The sequence below is a fragment of the Aquimarina megaterium XH134 genome (genome assembly GCF_000520975.1).
In the GTDB taxonomy this organism is placed as follows: Bacteria; Bacteroidota; Bacteroidia; order Flavobacteriales; family Flavobacteriaceae; genus Aquimarina; species Aquimarina megaterium.
In genome coordinates this window covers 19116-38800 of record NZ_JACB01000056.1, presented here as the reverse complement: position 1 = coordinate 38800, position 19685 = coordinate 19116, and the positions used below count along the sequence as shown (strand labels likewise).

At 32.2% G+C, this 19685-nt stretch carries 13 protein-coding genes; 6 read left to right on the top strand and 7 right to left on the bottom strand.

The features are described from left to right. Positions 1-31 precede the first annotated feature (31 nt). Complete coding sequence (locus tag Z053_RS0124345; RefSeq protein ID WP_025667573.1) at positions 32-2806, bottom strand: 2-oxoglutarate dehydrogenase E1 component; 2775 nt, start codon at positions 2804-2806, stop codon at positions 32-34. A 114-nt stretch (positions 2807-2920) separates the two neighbouring features. Here Z053_RS0124345 and Z053_RS0124340 point away from each other — a divergent pair, with 114 nt between their 5' ends. Continuing rightward, positions 2921-3445 carry a hypothetical protein gene (locus tag Z053_RS0124340; RefSeq protein ID WP_025667572.1) on the top strand — a complete coding sequence of 175 codons (525 nt, stop codon included), beginning with the start codon at positions 2921-2923 and terminating at the stop codon, positions 3443-3445. A 9-nt stretch (positions 3446-3454) separates the two neighbouring features. Here the strand turns inward: Z053_RS0124340 and Z053_RS0124335 are convergent, their stop codons facing one another. The 3 genes from Z053_RS0124335 to Z053_RS0124325 form a co-directional block, all read right to left on the bottom strand. Beyond that, entirely contained in the window at positions 3455-4081 is a 627-nt protein-coding gene (locus Z053_RS0124335; RefSeq protein ID WP_025667571.1) for a hypothetical protein, read from the bottom strand. A 68-nt stretch (positions 4082-4149) separates the two neighbouring features. Then, positions 4150-4503, bottom strand: a complete 354-nt coding sequence (locus Z053_RS0124330) for a hypothetical protein (RefSeq protein WP_025667570.1) — start codon at positions 4501-4503, stop codon at positions 4150-4152. Next, positions 4496-5470, bottom strand: coding sequence for a polyprenyl synthetase family protein (locus Z053_RS0124325; protein WP_025667569.1), 975 nt, complete (start codon positions 5468-5470; stop codon positions 4496-4498). The genes Z053_RS0124330 and Z053_RS0124325 overlap by 8 nt, the downstream gene beginning before the upstream one ends. Positions 5471-5654: 184 nt before the next feature. Here Z053_RS0124325 and Z053_RS0124315 point away from each other — a divergent pair, with 184 nt between their 5' ends. Genes Z053_RS0124315 through Z053_RS0124300 form a run of 4 tightly spaced genes read left to right on the top strand, consistent with a single transcriptional unit; the run spans position 5655 to position 12299 of the window. Then, positions 5655-6254 carry a TetR/AcrR family transcriptional regulator gene (locus Z053_RS0124315; protein ID WP_025667568.1) on the top strand — a complete coding sequence of 200 codons (600 nt, stop codon included), beginning with the start codon at positions 5655-5657 and terminating at the stop codon, positions 6252-6254. Between the two features lie 5 nt (positions 6255-6259). Further along, positions 6260-7621, top strand: a complete 1362-nt coding sequence (locus Z053_RS0124310; RefSeq protein WP_025667567.1) for a TolC family protein — start codon at positions 6260-6262, stop codon at positions 7619-7621. Between the two features lie 7 nt (positions 7622-7628). Continuing rightward, positions 7629-8795, top strand: a complete 1167-nt coding sequence (locus tag Z053_RS0124305) for an efflux RND transporter periplasmic adaptor subunit (RefSeq protein WP_025667566.1) — start codon at positions 7629-7631, stop codon at positions 8793-8795. Positions 8796-8801: 6 nt separating this feature from the next. Continuing rightward, positions 8802-12299: an efflux RND transporter permease subunit gene (locus Z053_RS0124300; protein WP_025667565.1), complete on the top strand. Its 3498-nt coding sequence runs from the start codon at positions 8802-8804 to the stop codon at positions 12297-12299. Between the two features lie 85 nt (positions 12300-12384). Here the strand turns inward: Z053_RS0124300 and Z053_RS0124295 are convergent, their stop codons facing one another. The 3 genes from Z053_RS0124295 to Z053_RS0124285 all read right to left on the bottom strand — a co-directional run bounded on the left by Z053_RS0124295 (position 12385) and on the right by Z053_RS0124285 (position 16341). Beyond that, on the bottom strand, positions 12385-13542 hold the full coding sequence (locus tag Z053_RS0124295; protein ID WP_035096709.1) for a hypothetical protein: 1158 nt from the start codon (positions 13540-13542) through the stop codon (positions 12385-12387). A gap of 130 nt (positions 13543-13672) precedes the next feature. After that, positions 13673-15508, bottom strand: a complete 1836-nt coding sequence (locus Z053_RS0124290; RefSeq protein ID WP_206539224.1) for a tetratricopeptide repeat-containing sensor histidine kinase — start codon at positions 15506-15508, stop codon at positions 13673-13675. 104 nt (positions 15509-15612) lie between these two features. Further along, positions 15613-16341, bottom strand: a complete 729-nt coding sequence (locus Z053_RS0124285) for a LytR/AlgR family response regulator transcription factor (RefSeq protein ID WP_025667562.1) — start codon at positions 16339-16341, stop codon at positions 15613-15615. A 908-nt stretch (positions 16342-17249) separates the two neighbouring features. On the opposite strand from Z053_RS0124285, the gene Z053_RS0124280 reads away from it, so the two are divergent. Continuing rightward, positions 17250-19676, top strand: a complete 2427-nt coding sequence (locus tag Z053_RS0124280) for a TonB-dependent receptor (protein WP_025667561.1) — start codon at positions 17250-17252, stop codon at positions 19674-19676. Positions 19677-19685: the final 9 nt, after the last annotated feature.

Sequence of the window (19685 nt, the reverse complement as noted above, 5' to 3'; positions counted from 1 at the left end):
AAACTTTTAACTATACTTATTTACTAAATTTTTATCTTCTTTGATTATTTTTTGTTTTATCAAACACGTAATCAATTACTTGTTGATGTCTTCTCTTAGATCTTGTTGCACTACCTGCTGCAGGAGCTCCATATGATCTTCTACTTGCAAATCTAAATGTTTTTGCTTCATCATAATTCATTAACATATGACTTAACGCACCCATATTACGTGGTTCTTCTTGTGCCCAAACCACCTCATCTGCTTTATATTTTTTGATTATAGCATCCATCTCTGCCACTGGCAAAGGAAATAATTGCTCTATCCGTACCAAAGCAACATCCTTTCTTCCTAGTTTTTCTTTTTCTTCTAATAAGTCATAATAGAATTTACCTGTACAAAAAACTAGTGTTTTTACAGCTGTAGCTTTTGCATCCGGGTCATCTAATAGTGTTTGAAACTTACCATTGACAAATTCATCTACAGAAGAATGTACTTTAGGATGACGTAATAAACTCTTTGGCGTAAATACAATTAAAGGTTTACGGTATTTTGCTTTCATTTGTCTACGTAGCAAATGAAACAAATTAGCAGGTGTTGTTACATCGGCAACAAACATATTGTCTTTTGCACAAAGTTGAAGATATCGTTCCATACGAGCCGAAGAGTGTTCTGCCCCCTGCCCTTCGTAACCATGTGGTAACAACATCACCAAACCGTTTTGTAATTTCCACTTATCCTCTGCAGAAGAAATATATTGATCCAGCATAATCTGTGCACCATTACTGAAATCTCCAAATTGCGCTTCCCAGATTGTTAGAGTCTTTGGACTTGCCATGGCATATCCATAATCGAATCCTACAACTCCATATTCTGACAACAATGAATTATAGATATAAAAATCTGATTGATCACCTTTTAGATTATTTAATAGCACTACCTCTTCTTCACTATCCTCTACTTTGATAACTGCGTGTCTATGCGAGAATGTTCCTCTTTCTACATCTTGCCCACTCATTCTTACATCGTACCCTTCTTTTAACAAAGAACCATAAGCTAATAGTTCTCCCATTGCCCAGTCTAATTGGTCTGTTTCAAAGAATCTTTTATGTCTGTCATTTACTATTTTCTCTATTTTACGAAGAAACTTTTTATCCGAAGGAAGCTTAGTAATAACTTCTGCTATTTCAGTAAGTTTATCTTTTGGATACGTAGTATCAACTACTTCCATCATTTTATCTTCTTGTATTCTTTCAAAACCAGCCCATTCATCTTGCATAAATGGAGTTATCACAGTTTTTTCTTGCTTACGAGAATCTTCTAATTCTTCTTCGAGAGATGCTTTATATTCTTTTTCAAGTTTAGCAACATAATCTTTATCAATAATACCTTCAGAAATCAATTTTTCTGCATAAATATCTCTCGGATTTTTGTGCTTAGCAATAGCTTTATATAGCTTAGGCTGAGTAAAGCGTGGTTCATCTCCTTCATTATGACCATATTTACGATATCCTAGTAAATCTATAAATACGTCACGACCAAAATTCATTCTGAAATCTAATGCAAAATTAGTTGCATGAACTACTGCTTCTGCATCATCTGCATTTACATGTAAAACAGGTGATAGAGTAACTTTACCAACATCGGTACAATACGTTGATGAACGTGCATCCAAATAGTTAGTTGTAAACCCAATCTGATTATTCACTATTATATGTATAGTTCCTCCGGTTTTATATCCATCTAGCTGAGCCATTTGAACAATCTCATAGACGAGTCCTTGTCCAGCTACAGCTGCGTCTCCATGAACCACTATTGGTAACACCTGAGAAATATTTTCTTTATAATGTGTATCTTGTTTTGCTCTGGTTATTCCTTCTACTACAGCACCTACTGTTTCTAGATGCGATGGATTAGGAGCAATATTCATATTAATTGCTTTTCCAGAATCTGATTCTCGTTTAGAGGTCCAACCCAAATGATATTTTACATCCCCATCAAATATTGCTTCCTCGTAGTCTTTTCCATCAAATTCACTAAAGATATCTTTTGGACTTTTTCCAAAAATATTTGTAAGTGTACTTAAACGACCACGGTGAGCCATACCCATTACAAATTCTTTTACTCCTAGATTAGCTGCCTTTTCTACCAGTGCATCTAAAGCAGGAATAAGAGATTCTCCTCCTTCGAGAGAGAATCGTTTTTGGCCAACATATTTAGTATGTAAAAAGCTTTCGAATGAAACTGCCTGATTTAATTTTCTAAGAATATGTTTCTTTTGTTCTGCAGAAAACTTAGTTCTATTGGTATTAAAATTAACCCGGGCCTGTATCCACTCTCGTTCTTCCGGATCACGAATATACATATACTCGATACCAACAGAATCACAATATATTTGTTCTAGGTGAACAATAATATTACTTAATGTATTGGGACCAATCCCAATAATTTCTCCTGCATTAAAAACTGTATTAAGATCGGCCTGACTTAATCCAAAATTTTCTAACGCCAATGTTGGGATATATTTTCTTCGCTCTCTTACAGGATTTGTTTTGGTAAACAAATGCCCTCGAGTTCTATATCCGTCTATTAATCGAACTACCTGAAATTCTTTTTGAACATTTTGGGGAATAGCAACAGTTTCTCCTGGTGCTTGATCAACATACATAGTTTCTTCTGAACCATTAGCATTTTCTACTCCAAAATCAAATCCTTGAAAAAATGCTCTCCAACTAGGTTCTACACTATCAGGATTCTGTATATATTGATCATATAAATCTGCAAAAAATGCGGTATTAGCCGCATTTAAAAATGAATATTTATCCATATGTAAGTATTCAACTGTCTTTTAAATAATAAAACGCCACAAAAATACAATAATTACGGTATATTAGGTATCGAATTATTTATATTTATATTATAATTTTTCATAAAATTAACAATGAAAGTAAATGTTCATCAAAATATTAAAATCCTTGTCTTAGTTCTTTCAATTTTATTTTCCTTACAAAAAAGTTATTCTCAAAACGATGATTTTTGGTCCAATGTTAGTTTTGGAGGCAATCTGGGAATTGGTTTTGGCAATGATACTTTTAGTGGAGTAATCGAACCATCAGTACTATATAATTTTAATGAACAATTTGCTGCCGGAATGGGAGTTAGTTTTGGATATATCGAATCTAACAATTTTACAGCGACCAATTATGGAGGAAGTATACTTGCTTTTTATAGCCCAATACGAGAAATCAGACTCTCACTTGAGTTTCAGGAGATGGGAGTTTCGAGAACTCTTGAAATTGAAAACGCACAGGACCTGAAAGAAAATTATTGGTATCCGTCGCTATTTATTGGTGGTGGTTATCGTATAGGTAATGTAAGTGTTGGTATTCGTTATGACCTCCTTTATGATAGCAATAAAAGTATCTACGGAAGCGCCTACACACCCTTTGTTAGTGTGTTTTTCTAAAGAATTGTCTTACCACAAATAAAAAATACAATTATGTGGTTTTCCTCCATATTTCACGAGTTTTTTTTCAGCTTTGCGAAGTGTCCTATATTTATATCGTAGATCTTCAGCATCTGTAGTACAATCTACTTTTTTAAAACTAAGCGTATTAAAAAAATCCTGATCCCATTCTGATTGTTTTTTCATATCCTTCCTTTCATGGCACATTACAATACGATTTTGCCGTAAAAATGTTCGATTCTCGGTAACATCTAACACTTTCTCCATTGAAAAAGACGTTTCTCTTTCGCTCTTGGTATAACGAGTATTAGATCGAATAATCTCGGTAAACGTTGTAAATAACTGTAGCGTATCATTTTCGATATAGTAATATTCTAAACTATTATCCCAGTTTTGCTTATAGATATGCTTTATCAATTTTAATTGATCATTTTTATAATAATAGTAAATGTTCCCTGAGAAATATTCTGAACAATGATATCTTTTGGATAATTGTTTAATCAAAGTGTCTCTTTCTTTTTTACCAACTTCTCTCAAAAACTCTTCATAAGAAATGTTTATTTTATCTTGAGAAAGATCCTGACCATAATTAATGGTTAATACGAAAAATAAGAAAATGCTACTATAGAACTTCATACGTTTAAGATTTCTAGTTATTCTACATTTTATTTTACATCTAAGATAAATTTTTGATCAATAGAATCTCATCCTTTGTTTCTGTACCAAACTTTTTGCCACTCTCTCTTTAGAATCAAATACGCAGCATATTCTGCAATATCAGCACTATCTTCAGAATCCAGGCTTCTTATCTTGGTTTCAGAGACATCTACAGCATACAACAAATTAAGGTACTCATTAAAAGCGTTCTGTAATTTTTCAACAAGCAAGTACGCCACTTCAGAAAACAGATCCTGAGGTGTTTTACTTTTGATATCATAATCAATCCCTGCACGATTCAGATCTTTTTGTAATTGCGCCAGAAACTGAGGATACAAATCAGAATTAGAAACCTCATCAATTAATTGCTTTGCAGTAATAAGACTATATCTGTTAGACACTTCGATTCATTAATTTTTCTCCAAATGATTTCAATATCGCTTTTTTATCTTCTGTAATAGAGAGAGTTTCTAAAACGGAAAATGCTTTATTCGTATATTTTTCAATCTCTAATCGTGTTTTATCTTTTGCCCCGGTGGTCTCAAAAAGATGTTTTATAATATCTATTTTTTGAGATGGGTCATTAGGAGTAAGAGAAAATAATTCTTTTAATTGCTTACGTTCCTCTTCACTTGCAAATTCCAAAGCTTTTAGATATAAAATAGTTTTTTTATTCTCAATTATATCTCCTCCTACTTGTTTACCAAAAGTCTTAGGGTCACCAAAAGCATCCAAATAATCATCCTGAAGTTGAAATGCTAATCCTAATAATCTTCCAAAATCATAAATCGAAGACCTACAATCTTCTGAAGCATTAGCAACGGTAGCTCCCATTCTCATCGCTGCGCCAACTAAAACCGCCGTCTTATATTCTATCATTTGGATATATTCGGGAATAGTTACATCATCTCTGGTTTCAAAATCAATATCATATTGTTGCCCCTCACATACTTCTATTGCTGTCTTGGTAAATAGTTTAGCCAGTTCTCTAAAAGTATTTCCTTCATAATTTTCAAACAATTGATAAGCATTAATCAACATCGCATCTCCTGAAAGAATTCCTGTATTTATATCCCATTTTTCATGAACAGTTTCTTTTCCTCTCCTAAGAGGAGCATCATCCATTATATCATCATGTATTAAGGAAAAATTATGAAAAATCTCTATAGCCAATGCTGCATCTAAAGCTTTTTTGTAATCTCCTCCAAAAATTTCAGAAGACATTAATACCAAAATCGGCCGCAATCGTTTACCACCAAGATTAAGAATATAGGATATTGGTTCATAAAGATTCTTGGGCTCTTTAGTTATTGTTTTTTTAGACAGATATTCTAAAAAATACCTCTGATAATCAGAAATTGTGTGCACAGTATTTTTTTATGCTAAAGTAATTGAAACTTTTTAAAAAACTAATGCTAATCATAATCTCATATCTAAAACATTTTATTGATCAAAATCTGGGCGTAATGTTAAAAATTTGCAAAACTCAGGAAACTTTTATTGTTTTTAAAGTTTCCGTGTGTACATTTGGCAAAAAAAATGAATCCCTTTAATGAAAGACAAAATAATAGAAAAAGCTAATGATATGTTTTTGAATTTGGGTTTTAAGAGTGTCACTATGGACGATCTCGCTACCGAAATGGGAATTTCTAAAAAGACAATTTACACACATTTTCAAAATAAAACAGCACTGGTAAAGGCAACTACAGATCATCTTTTTTGTACTATTTCTGATGGAATAGACGCTATTGTAGATCAAAAAAATGGGCCAATAGAAGAGCTATACGAGATTAAAGCTTTTGTATTAAGACATCTTAAAAATGAAAAGACCGCCCCACAATACCAGCTTCAAAAATATTATCCTAAGATATATAAAGCTCTTAAAGCTCGACAATTTGATATGATGCAAGAATGTGTTATTGAAAATCTTGAACGAGGAATTAATGAAGATGTTTTTAGAAAAAACATAGACATCCAATTTATTTCAAGAATATATTTTATTGGAGCAATTGGAATAAAGGATCAAGAAATGTTTCCGATGCAAAAATTCCCTATAACTCAACTTATGGCAGATTATCTGGAATATCATGTTAGGGGCATTGCCACAAAAAAAGGATTAGAAATTTTAAACAATCTACTAATAAAAGAGTAATATCTATGAGAAACAACCTTTGGTTAATTTGTTTGGGTTGGTTATTTACAACCACAATATTAGCTCAACAACCACCAGCAAATTCTTCATATTCCTTTACACTAGATGAGGCGATAGAATTCGCATTAAAAAACAGTTATCAATCTATTAATGCAAGACGTGATGTAGCAAAAGCACTTAAAAGAAAATGGGAAACCACAGCAGATGGTCTTCCTCAAATTAGCGCATTGGTCGATTATCAAAATCAATTAAAGCAACCTGTTTCGCTATTACCAGGAGAAGTTACCGGCGGAGAGCCTGGAACTTTTGTTCCTGTTGTTTTTGGAACAAAACAACAAGCATCGGCAACAGCAACGCTAAGTCAACTTATTTTTGACGGTTCTTATTTAGTTGGTTTACAAGCAGCAAAGAGTTTTTTACAATATAACAATGATGTTGAAGAAAAAACCCAACTCGAAGTCCGTAAAGGCGTTGTTAACGCATATGGAAGCGTACTTGTCGCTCAGGAAAGCGTAAAGATTCTTAAAAACAATGTCGCTACTCTAGAGAAAAATTATCTGGAAACAAAGAAGATTTTCGAGAATGGTCTGGCCGAAGAAGAAGATGTAGAACAACTACAAATTACTTTATTACAGATTAAGAATCAGTTTAGTAATGCAGAACGGTTAGAAAGAATCGCTATGCAAATGTTTAATTTAACTCTTGGAGTACCTGTTGATTCGAATATTGTGCTTTCTGATAATTTAGATGGTCTTGCTTTAAAAAACATGGATCAATCTGTTATCTCTAAACCATTTAACATAGAAAATAATATAGATTACAGATTAGCATATCTTCTTACCGAACAAACGCGGTTAGAGTTAAAACTAGAAAAAAGTAGGGCACTTCCGTCTTTGTCTGCTTTTGTTAATTATGGTACACAAGCCAATAGTAATTCTTTTACTTTTTTGGATAGTGATCAACGTTGGTTTCAATCTTCTATTTTGGGAGCAAGCCTGAAGATTCCGATTTTCAGTTCTTTAAAGAGAAGTGCCAGAACGCAACAGGCCAGAATAGCTGACGAACAATCGAGAACCGATTTTTTGAGAATTCAACGAGAAATACAACTTAAGTATGATACCGCAATAAGTGATTATAAATTTTCGATGGAAAGTTATAATACTTCAAAGCAAAATCTCACACTAGCAGAGCGAATAGAGAAAAAAAATCAGATTAAATACACAGAAGGACTTGCCTCTAGTTTTGAATTAAGACAAGCACAATTACAGCTATACTCTTCTCAGAATGAAGTATTGAATGCTATGCTTAACATTATCAACAAAAAGGCTGAACTAGAAACGATTTTAAATACACCAAATAATAATTAACCATATTATGAAAAAGATACTTACCATATTATCTATATCACTTCTTATCATTTCATGTGGACAAAACAATACAAAGTCTATCGATAAAATTATAGAAGACGGTAATCTACAAGCAATACGTGCCAAAAGAACCGAAATAGCAGCCAAACAACAAGCCGTTGCTGATCAATTAAAACAATTGGATGAAGCAATAGCCTCTTTGGATTCTGTAAAAAGACTTCCTTTGGTAACTACAATCACAGCAAAAGACACACTATTTAATCATTATCTGGAGTTACAAGGAAATGTAGAAACCAAGAAAAACTTAGTTCTATATCCTGAGATGAGTGGGATCCTGACCAGAGTTTACGTGAAAGAAGGACAAAAAGTATCCAAAGGTCAATTACTTGCCAGAATTGATGATGGTGGATTAGGTCAGCAATTGTCTCAAGTAGAAGTGCAGGCACAATTAGCTAAAACGACTTTTGATCGCCAAAAAAGACTTTGGGAGCAAAAAATAGGTTCAGAAATTCAATATCTCGAAGCTAAAACAAATTTTGAAGCACAGCAAAACGTAGTAAATCAGATCAAACGTCAATTGGCTAAGACAACTGTAACTGCTCCATTTTCTGGAGTTATTGATAATGTAATTACAGAACAAGGAAGTGTAGTTTCTCCAGGGCAAACAGCACTGATACGTATAGTTAATCTGGATGATATGTATATTGAAACCGAGGTACCAGAACGTTATATCCCAAGTGTTACTATGGGTAAAAATGTAGAAGTATATTTCCCGGTTCTAGGAAAAACAATTAGCACAAAAATTCGTCAAGTAGGTAATTATATCAATCCAAACAATCGTTCTTTTATGGTAGAAGTTGGTATTCCTTCAAATGGAGGAACTGTAAAACCAAACCTTACAGCCAAGGTAAAAATCAATGATTATACTAATGAAAAAGCGATCTTAATACCACAAAGTATTATTTCTGAAAATGCAGAAGGAGATCAATATACTTATGTTACCTCTGGTAAAGATGCTCAAAACATAGCTGAAGCTAGAAGAGTAATTGTAAAAACAGGGAAGACACAAGGAGATCTTATTGAGATTACAGAAGGTATTAATAATGGGGATGCTATTATTAGTGAAGGTGCCAGAAGTGTAAAAGATGGTCAGAAAGTTAAAATTTTAAACTAACAATCTATGGAAGTTAACAAGAAAAAGGTAGATAAGGAATTTAAGTTATCGTCCTGGGCGATAAATAATCCAACTACTATTTATGTAATGATTGGCATATTCTTGGTTTTAGGACTTTCTGCATATTTCTCTATGCCTAGAGAAAATTTTCCTGAAATCAATGAAACCAAAATTTACATTAGTGTTCCTTATCCCGGAAATACTGCAGAAGATATTGAACGTTTAATAGTAGATCCATTAGAGGACAAGTTAAAAAGTGTAAGTAATGTAATAGAGATTCTATCGACTTCGCAAGAAGATTACGCTATTATAACTGTAGAATTTGATGAAAAACTCTCTGTGCCTGCTGCAAAGCAAAAAGTAAAAGACGAAGTAGATTCTGAGACAGCAAATGAAGACTGGCCTACTTTTAATGGTGCCAAAGTAGAACCTAATGTTTTTGATTTGAGTATTTCTGAGGAAACTCCGATAATGAATATTAATATTTCGGGAGATTATCCGGTAGGTAAACTAAAAGAATTCGCAGAATATCTTGAAGACGAAATAGGAGATCTTAAAGAAATCAAAAAAGCAGATATTCGTGGTGCTCAGGAAAAAGAAGTAGAAGTTGCTGTAGATATCTACAAAATGATGGCTGCCAAAGTGAGTTTTGACGATGTGATCAATACCATACGTAATGGGAACATGACTATGTCTGCAGGAAACATGATCGCTAGTGGACAAAGACGTACGATACGAATCCTGGGAGAAATTGACCGCCCTTCGCAATTAGATGACTTTGTAGTAAAATCTCAGGACGGAGCTGTTTATCTAAGAGATATTGCCAAAGTAAGTTTTAAAGAAGAAGACAAAACTACTTATGCAAGAGAATTTGGCCATAATGTAGTTATGCTGGATGTAAAGAAACGTTCTGGGGAAAATATGATCGAAGCTGTAGAGAAAATAAATGGAATTCTTGACGAGGCTAAGGAAAATGTGTTCCCAAAGGATTTAGAAATTACAGTAGCAAATGATCAATCTGAAAAAACTGAAAATCAAGTAAGCGACCTGGTTAATAATATCATTTTTGGTATCATCCTGGTAGTTGGAGTTTTGATGTTCTTTTTAGGCTTTAGAAATGCATTGTTCGTAGGGTTTGCGATACCAATGTCTATGTTTATGTCTTTTATGATTCTATCTGCTCTGGGATATACGATGAACACAATGATTCTTTTTGCATTAATCATGGGGTTAGGAATGCTGGTAGATAATGGTATCGTAGTAGTAGAGAACGTATATCGTTTGATGGAAGAAGAAGGGATGTCTCGAATAGAAGCAGCAAAAAAAGGTATAGGAGAGATTGCATTTCCGATAATCATTTCCACTTTAACTACAGTGGCAGCTTTTGTTCCATTAGGAATGTGGCCAGGAGTTATGGGACAGTTTATGATCTATTTCCCTATTACATTATCGGTAGTATTGGGGTCCTCTCTATTCGTTGCAATATTCATTAACTCTATGTTGGTTTCACAATTTATGGAAGTTGGTGAAAAAGTATTGACCGTAAAACAATTGATTCGATTAAGTATCATTTTAGGAGGTATTGGGATTTTTATACTAATATTTGGTGGAGCTGTAAGTGGATTAGGTAGTCTTATGATTTTTACCGCTGCTATGTTTTGGGTATATAAATATGTATTAAAAGGTGCCGCCAATTTTTTCCAAAGAAGAATCCTTGCATGGCTTGAAAATAAATACCAACGTTTTTTAACCTATGCCTTAAAGGGATGGAGAGCTTATGGTTTTACTATTGGTACATTTATTTTACTATTTGTTGTATTTGCAATGTTTGGCGGCTCAATAGGAAGTCAGCGTACCAAAGTAGAATTTTTCCCGGATAACAAGCCAAATCAAATTGTGGTTTATGTAGAATATTCTCAAGGGACGGATATAGAAAAAACTAATGCCATTACTAAAGAAATTGAGCAACGTGTTTATGCTGTTATCAACGAATCAGAATATTTAGAAGGTGAGAATCATAATTTTCTTGTAGAATCTGCAGTCTCTCAAGTGGGAGAAGGTGCAGGAAATCCTCAGACCGATGGAGGAAGTAATGCCGAAATGCCTCATAAAGCAAAGATTACAGCTACAATGAGAGAGTTTAAATATAGAAAAGGAAAAGATTCTGAAATATTACGTCAAAAGGTACAAGAATCTTTAAAAGGAATTTACCCTGGTGTAGCTATCTCTGTAGAGAAAGATCCTGTAGGTCCTCCTGCCGGATATCCTATCAATATTGAAATCGAAGGCCCTGATTATGATGAGTTAATTACTATTGCAGAACAGATGCGTAACTTTATTAACGAAAAAAATATTCCTGGTATCGAGGAATTAAAAATTGACGTTAATAAAGGCAAGCCTGCTATGCAAGTTGTTGTTGATCGTGAAAAAGCAGGAGAATTAGGTGTTTCTGCCGGACAGGTAGGAAATCAACTACGTCGTTCTATTTTTGGTGAAAAAGCAGGTGTATACAAAAAAGAAGGTGAAGATTATGACATCTATGTTCGATTTAATGAAGATAATCGATATAACACCAGCGCACTCTTTAATCAAAATATCACCTTTAGAGATCCGGCTTCAGGAAAACTAAAAGAAATACCTGTTTCTACCGTAGCTTCACAAAAAAACACTTCTTCGTTTAGTGCTGTAAAACATAAAGATACCAAGAGAGTCGTAACAGTATATTCTGGTTTACAACCAGGTTTTACCGATGCAGGAGCTATTGTATCTCAGATTCAAACCGAGATGTCTAGCTTTATAACGTTACCCAGAGGAGTAAAGATTGATTATACGGGTCAGATAGAAGAACAAGGTAAACAGATGGCATTTTTGATGGGAGCATTTTTCTCTGGATTAGGACTTATCATGTTGATTCTAATATTTCAATTTAGTTCTATTTCTAAGCCTACCATTATTATGATTGCTATTTTCTTGAGTTTTATTGGTGTTTTTGGAGGTATATTGGTTACCGGAGCTTCTTTTGTGATTATGATGACAATGATGGGTATTATCTCATTGGCAGGGATTGTTGTAAATAATGGGGTAGTTCTTCTCGATTATACGCAGTTACTGATCGATCGTAAAAAAGTAGAACACAATGTACTGGAAAAAGAATTGCTGCCTAATGATGAGGTAATGAAAATTATTATTAGAGGTGGTAAAGCTCGTTTACGACCGGTACTATTAACAGCAATTACCACTGTATTGGGATTAATACCGCTAGCTATCGGATTCAATTTAGATTTCTTCTCCCTATTTAGTACAGGAGATCCCAAAATATACCTAGGTGGTGATAATGTAATTTTCTGGGGACCATTAGCCTGGACAGTTATATATGGATTGATTATTGCAACATTTTTAACTTTAATTATTGTACCCTGTTTATTCTTTATTGTACATCGTATAAAGGTTAGATTTAGCAAAAAGAAAGTTGCTGCGGTACCTGTAGTTACTGCAACAGCATAACATTTTATAAAATTGATTACAAAAAAAGTCACGGCTTATACCGTGACTTTTTTGTTTAGTTTTTATACTCCTAAAAATTACTCTTTTATTTAACGATTTTTGAAGTAATGCTTAGTTTTACGGGCTCTAATAAATCATCAATTCCTTTATTATATTTTATACTGGGGTAAAATACTGCTGTTGTTTTATACGTCCCTTCTGGGTAATCTCTAGAATTTACTGTTACCAATACATCTCTGCTTTCTCCAGGTATTAATCCTCCTGAAGGTAAAATTCTACGAGCTGTAATCACTTTGGTAGGAGTTATAGGTTCTTGATTTTCATAAGTAGTAGCTTTTTCATATTCGAGTATATGATTTCCTTGATTAATCCACTTTGTAACCGTAAATGTTTCTGAATTACCTTCTGTCGCATCTGGGGTCGTAATAGATACTGTTTCTATTTTAAGAGGGTTTATTACATCAACAATTACCTTAGTGGTTCTAAGTTTATCATTATTCTTATCCTTAACTGCTAATATAAAATTCTTAGGATATTTAAAATCAATACTTGCATTTCCTTCAGGATATTCTGCATCCATGTCTACAGGCGCTACAGAAGAATCCTGAGTATAAAAAAGTTTTGTTCCATCATAGGTAATTGTGGGTATTAAACTTGTAAAATCGGTACCTAACGGGACAAAAAGATATATTATATCTCTTCCTGTATCTTCAATAGTTCTTGAAATCATGATATCATTTGGCAAACTTGGGTTTTTACTTTTTTCAAAGGTGAAGTTTGTTATTTTTAGAGTTTCTGGTACTGGCTCTACTTCTTTTACAATACTAACATTATAATGAAGTAACTCCTCTTTATCACCTGTAGCGTTTGTAATTGTATATACATTTACCTTTTGATCGTCATATGACAATCCGATCTCATTACCAGGAGAAATACTAAACTTACTCAGGTTGAGCTCTGCCGATGTTATAGATGCACTTATATTATCTAAAGAAGTTGTACTAGATACTGTAATTTTAATGTCTCCATATTTCACTTCTTTATTTTCTACAATCTCCGGATCAACAATATTTATTTCTTTGTATTGTATTCCAAATAATGGAAAGTCTTTAAGCTTCCCTTCTTCTATAGTAATCCCAGGTGTTAGAACCGTAGAATCATCATCATTAGAATTACAGCTAATCATAAAAAATACAGAGAAAATAACACTTCCAATGTTTGATAATCTAATAATATGTCTCATTGCTTGTTTTTTAAATTTATCAAGCAAATCTATATTCCCTTTATATGGTTTCTAAATTAATATGGTACATCACACTCTTTACTTGGTGAATGTATTAAAATACAGGGTAAAGCTGATTCGTTTTTCTAGATTACGTGGCAATATTAAATGCAATAGTATAGTAAGCCCCCGGATTAGAAATGATATGTATTGATCCGTTAATTTGTTGAGTTAACCCTTGTATGAGTTGCATTCCAAGAGATCGACTATTTTCAATCTCAAAATCTTCTGGAAAACCAACTCCTGTATCTTTTATGGTAAGAACACATTGGTCTTTATTTCTAGAAGCTTCTATACTAATTTGTCCTCCCTGATTATCCCGAAAAGCATGCTTAATACTATTTGCAATAATCTCATTAACAATTAAACCACAAGGAACCAGATAATCCATATCTAAATTAATATCTTCTATTGTTCTATCTATAGTTATGTTTCGTTCAGAAAGCTGATAGCTGGTCTTGAAATGAGTTAGCAAACCATCTAAATAAGTCTGTAAATTAATCAAGGATAAATCATTAGACTTGTACAGTTTTTCATGAATAATTGCCATCGCCTGTATTTTGTCCTGAATCTCTTGTAAAATCTCTGCAGCACTTTTATGCTCACTAAATTTATCCTGAAGACTTAGTAAACTAGATACAATCTGTAAGTTATTTTTCACTCGATGATGTACTTCTTTTAATAGTATTTCTCGATCTTTAAGGGTTTGAGATATTTTACTGTTTTTTTCTGCAAGAATTCTATTGGTTTTTTGCTTGTTTTTGTATGCATACAATAGTGTTACCAATACTATTATTAATGCTACTAATCCTGTTATCAATACAATTTGTGTAGTTCTCTGACTTTCATTCTCTAAAACTTTTATTTTATTTTCTTTGGTTAGTATTTCGACTTCTTTTTCTTTGTTTTCTAAATCAAACTTTGCTTGTATTTCTCGGAGCTGTTTATGTTTTTCTTCTGAAAATAATGAATCTTTAACTGTATTGTATTTTAATAGATATTCATAACTTTTTTTATATTCCATTTTTTTGTTAGAATATTTATGAAGTGCTTGGTATACTCTTGATAGTTGTGGTAAAGCTTTTGTTTCTGTAGCTGCCAACAACGCTTTATCATAATAGAATGTTGCTGTTTTAATATTTTCGAGTTTATCGTAGATATCTCCCAATGTTAAATATGATAATGTAATATCTTCTGAAGACCCTCTTTCTAATCGAATCTTTAATGCTTTTTTAGTATATTCTATTGCTTCATTTAATTTTTTTTCTTCTACATTTATTTGAGATAGATTATTATATCCTGATATAATAACTTCTGGGTAATTTGTTTTTTCGGCAATACTAATAGATTCTGCTAATACATTTTTTGCCTTTTCAAATTCTTTTTGACGCATATACATTTCACCGACAGCCCCTAAAATATGAGCTCTAAATTTTTCGTTTCCAATCTTTTTAGATAATGTTAATGCCTTATTATAGTATATCAATCCATTCTCATCATCTTTCAGCCGACAAGAATATAAAGAGCCTATGTTACCTGTTATTCCTACAATAAAATTCTCTTCCTCCAGTGTTTCATAGATCTTAAGTGCTTTTAAATAATTATCCAGAGCCTGGTTATAATTCCCCATTTTCACATAGGTCACTCCAATATTTTGATAGCTCTTTGCAACTCCCAACTTATATTGTAATCTTTTTGCAACCTCTAGCATTTTTTTATTATAAAACAATGCCTTTTCATGTTCTGATTTAGCATTATAGAAATTTCCCATTCTTAAATAAAAAAACCCTGTATCCTTAGTATATTCATCCTTCACTAATTCTAATCCTTGCCTAGCATAGTCAAGGGCTTTTTCTATCTCTATCTTGCTATATGTATTAACTAATTGTTTATAGATTTCTATTTTTTCCTGTTTAGATGCTGTCACCAGTTTTTGTTCTAAACTATCAGTTTGTGCATTTACCGAGATATAAAAAAATAAAAAAAAGAGAGAACTATATCTCTCTAAAAAACATACTATTTCCTTCATATTTAAAGAATATCTAATCGTTCTAATAATTGACTTTTATATGCCTTGCTTACCGGAATATTTTTATCCCCAATAAAGACAAACCTATTTTCTATTTTATCAATTTTATCTAATGCTACCATATATGATCTATGAATTCTCAAGAATTTATCCTGGGGTACTTTTTCATAGAATTCTTTCAAAAACATATTTACCACAACTCTTTTATTTCTGGTAATAATTTGAGTATAATTATCCATAGCTTCTACCCATAAAATTTCGTCTATTTTAACACGTATAAGCTGAGATTTATCCTTAACAAATAGAGTATCTGATACTTTATTATTCGGGAGCATAACTCCGGAACTTTTATTCTCAACCTGTTTTTGCAAGGCTATTTGTAGCGTAAAAGACAACTCTTTTATATTAAAGGGTTTTAATAAGAATCCAAAAGGTTTGGATTGTAAAGCTTCTTTAAATGTAGTGTCATCTCCATTAGCAGTAAGAAAAACAATTGGAATTTTATATTTCGCATAAATATCTTCTGCTGCATCGATACCATTTTTATCTCCCAAAATATTAATATCCATGATAACAATATCCGGTATAGTTTCTTCACTATATTTTATTGCTTCTTTATAAGTACTTGCAATCCCCACTATAACATAATCTAATTTCTCTAAGCTAATTTTAATATCTAATGCAATTGAAAACTCATCTTCGACGATTAGTACTTTTTTGTTCTTTATCATAAAAATAACTCTCTTTGCTTTAAGCTACAAAGCTATTTAAATACCAACCTGTCAGTATTAAAAAAGTATTAATATTTTACAAGATTGACAGAACAGATTACAAACAATAAAAACGCACATTTTTTAAAATATACTATTCATCGTCTTTGTTGTTTTTAGATACACAAACTTATTTGACACATCAATAGCAACAAAATCAATATGGCAAGTGGTGTAGTTTTCGGGGTGAATGAATCTAAAAAAGAGGTAGAGAAATTTCTGATATTACAAAACAGTATCCATAATTAAAAAAAACGGCTTCTATACTATTGTATAAAAGCCGTCTGGGGAAAATATAATTTTATTTCTCACTTGCTGACTATCCTTAATATAAGTGAGTTTGTATTATGCGACGAAATTAGGAATTCCTATCCCATAATTGATTTCACTTTTTCGCAGTAATTATGTCACTTTTTGACAGTAATTCTATTTTAGCAAATTCTTAGAAATTCTGACCTCATTTTACTTAAAAACAGATTATAATCAACAACAAAGTTTCATCCCTATTATTTGTTTTATATTCTAACATTAATCGGTATGAATTCATTATAAAATCTACACAATATATAATTTAATTCAACTAATAATTCTAATGATTAAGATCTGTTTTTTTGAAAAAAAAATCCCAGTCTCGAAAAATGAGACTCGTATATAGTATTATTGCCTTGTTAATTTTATTAGGAGATTTTAAACGTTTTCCCATAAGAGTACTATGGCCTTACTGTTTTAAATCCTATATATTTTCATCAATGACATGCTTGTAATGCAGCCATAACAAGTGATGAGCCAAGGTGTTCATTAAAAGAAAATTCTATTGGTGAATTGTTAAAATTATATTAATTTCGTTATCCCAACATAGCTATTACACATTGAAACTAAAACTACTCATCCTTTTTCTGGGCGCTACTTTAATTGCTTCAAGTCAAAATCTTGAGCAAATAGGAAAAGTCCCCTTACTTCGATTTAATGGTGGAATTTCTGGTAATGGTGTATTTTATGATGGTACTGCAAATCGAGATCCTTTTACATATTTTATAAACGGTAATCTTAATTTTAATATTAGTGGGGTATATAATATCCCTTTGTCTTTTTCATATACCAATCAAGACTTTGGCTATAGTACACCTTTCAAAATAAATCGTTTAAGCATTCATCCTTCATATAAATGGGTTGCTACTCATATTGGAGATGTCGCTATGACTTTTTCTCCATATACATTAAGTGGACATCAATTTACGGGAGGAGGAGTCGATCTTACCCCTAATGGTCCTTTTAAGATAAGTGCATTATACGGTAGATTCCTTAAAGAATCTGAATATAATCCTGAAACTCCTGAAGCAATACCTGCTTATAAACGAATGGGATTTGGATTTAAAACCTCTTATGCTTTTGAAAAAGCTTCAATCGGACTTATATTTTTTACTGCAAAAGATGACGAAACTTCAATTCAAAATTCATTTCCTGTAGAATTAGAATTAACCCCAAAGGAAAATGCCGTGGTAAGTGCAGAAACTAATTTTACAATATTTGAAAAAGCTAAAATAAATTTAGAATATGCCATTTCGGGGGTTACCGAAGATACTCAGGCATCAGAATCACGAACAACAACAGGAGTTCTTTCTTTTTTATTAAACGAAAACTTAACCACAAATTATTACAACGCATTAAAAGCTCAACTTGACTATCCTGCTGGTAATGGTTCTGTTGGTGTTGGGTATGAACGTATTGATCCTGATTATAGAACTTTTGGCGCATATTACTTCAATAATGATCTCGAAAATATAACTTTAAATGCCTCTCAAAGTATATTCAATAATAAGGTTAGTCTTAATGTTAATGCGGGGCTTCAGCGAGATAATCTAGACGACACCAAAAGCTCAGAATTACAACGCATCGTAAGTGCAGTTAATGTTACATATACAAGTTCTGAAAAACTTTCTATTAATGCTGGATATTCCAATTTTCAATCTTATACTAATATTCAGAATCAGTTTGATTTTATTAATGAGGTTAATCAATTTGATAACATAGATACACTTAATTATCGTCAAATATCTCAAAATGCAAATCTGGGAATTAATTACACATTAAAAAAAACAGAAAGTCAACAGCAAGCTGTTAATGTAAATCTCACCTATCAAAGTTCTGACAATAAACAAGATGGAAGAACTATAGAAAATGGGTTATCAAAGTTTTATAACATTGCTTCTGCATACACTTTGGGATATCCCAAAAACTCACTTAATTTTTCACTGGCCGCTAATGTTTCTTACAATACTGTTGGCACAACCGATAATCTAACCTTGGGGCCTACGCTTACCGCTACCAAATCTTTTTTTGATAAAAAACTAAGAACTAATTTCTCAAGCTCTTACAATGCGGCATTTAATAATGGTGAAAAACAAAACGATATTTATAATATTCGATTAGGAGGTAATTATTCTTTTTATGAAAGCCATAATCTAAATCTAAACTTACTTTCACTATTTAGAAACACAACTACGGGAAGCAATACAGATTTTACAGCAACTTTAGGATACACATATACATTTGATACTTTCAAAATAAAGTTCAAAAAACGCAATAGAGAGCTTTTAAATGAAGAAGATATAGCCAAGTTAGGTAGATTACAATTTAGATATCGATCTGTGGTCTATAGTGGTACTATTCCAGAAATTACAGAGCAGCTTACTAATGTAAAAAACAGCTCAAGATTTGTAAATATCCCTCAAGAAAAACAAGGAGATCTTAATTTTTTATTCGCTACAGTAAAAAAACAAACAAAATCAGAATTGTATAAAGAAAAAGCTTTAGAATTTTTAGCAGCACTTTATAGCTATGAAGATTTCTTAAAAGCATACGATACTATACTTTACGAAGTTATCAAAAGTTTAAAAGAAGATATGCAGTTTATTGACTTTAAACTTGAAAGAAGTTTTGTAAAAACCAAAATAGAATTAGATGCACTTAAAAAAGAGTCTCCTAATAATGTAAAAGAAATAGAAAAACTTAAAAAAGAACTTGACAACAGACAGAAAAAATTAGTAGGCCATCGATGGATGAAAAAGAAATTCGACAGGTATACTGGTTTTGAATCGGTTACAAAACCGGATGATCTGATTGCTGCATTCAAAAAACGTGAAGCAGAAAACGCTTTCAGGTTATACGAAAAAGAAAAAGATGTTAAAAAAATTAACTTATATTTGGAAGTCCAAATCATTGATTTCTACTACCATAAGTCGCTTGAAGAGGTAAATCCTGATAAGTTCGAACTTAGATATATAGATAAGATTTAAAACCAACTT

What these genes read in the sequence shown, in the direction of transcription:
- Z053_RS0124345 (WP_025667573.1), bottom strand. Translation starts at nt 2,806, where the DNA reads ATGGATAAATATTCATTTTTAAATGCGGCTAATACCGCATTTTTTGCA.
- Z053_RS0124340 (WP_025667572.1), top strand. Translation starts at nt 2,921, where the DNA reads ATGAAAGTAAATGTTCATCAAAATATTAAAATCCTTGTCTTAGTTCTT.
- Z053_RS0124335 (WP_025667571.1), bottom strand. Translation starts at nt 4,081, where the DNA reads ATGAAGTTCTATAGTAGCATTTTCTTATTTTTCGTATTAACCATTAAT.
- Z053_RS0124315 (WP_025667568.1), top strand. Translation starts at nt 5,655, where the DNA reads ATGAAAGACAAAATAATAGAAAAAGCTAATGATATGTTTTTGAATTTG.
- Z053_RS0124310 (WP_025667567.1), top strand. Translation starts at nt 6,260, where the DNA reads ATGAGAAACAACCTTTGGTTAATTTGTTTGGGTTGGTTATTTACAACC.
- Z053_RS0124305 (WP_025667566.1), top strand. Translation starts at nt 7,629, where the DNA reads ATGAAAAAGATACTTACCATATTATCTATATCACTTCTTATCATTTCA.
- Z053_RS0124300 (WP_025667565.1), top strand. Translation starts at nt 8,802, where the DNA reads ATGGAAGTTAACAAGAAAAAGGTAGATAAGGAATTTAAGTTATCGTCC.
- Z053_RS0124295 (WP_035096709.1), bottom strand. Translation starts at nt 13,542, where the DNA reads ATGAGACATATTATTAGATTATCAAACATTGGAAGTGTTATTTTCTCT.
- Z053_RS0124285 (WP_025667562.1), bottom strand. Translation starts at nt 16,341, where the DNA reads ATGATAAAGAACAAAAAAGTACTAATCGTCGAAGATGAGTTTTCAATT.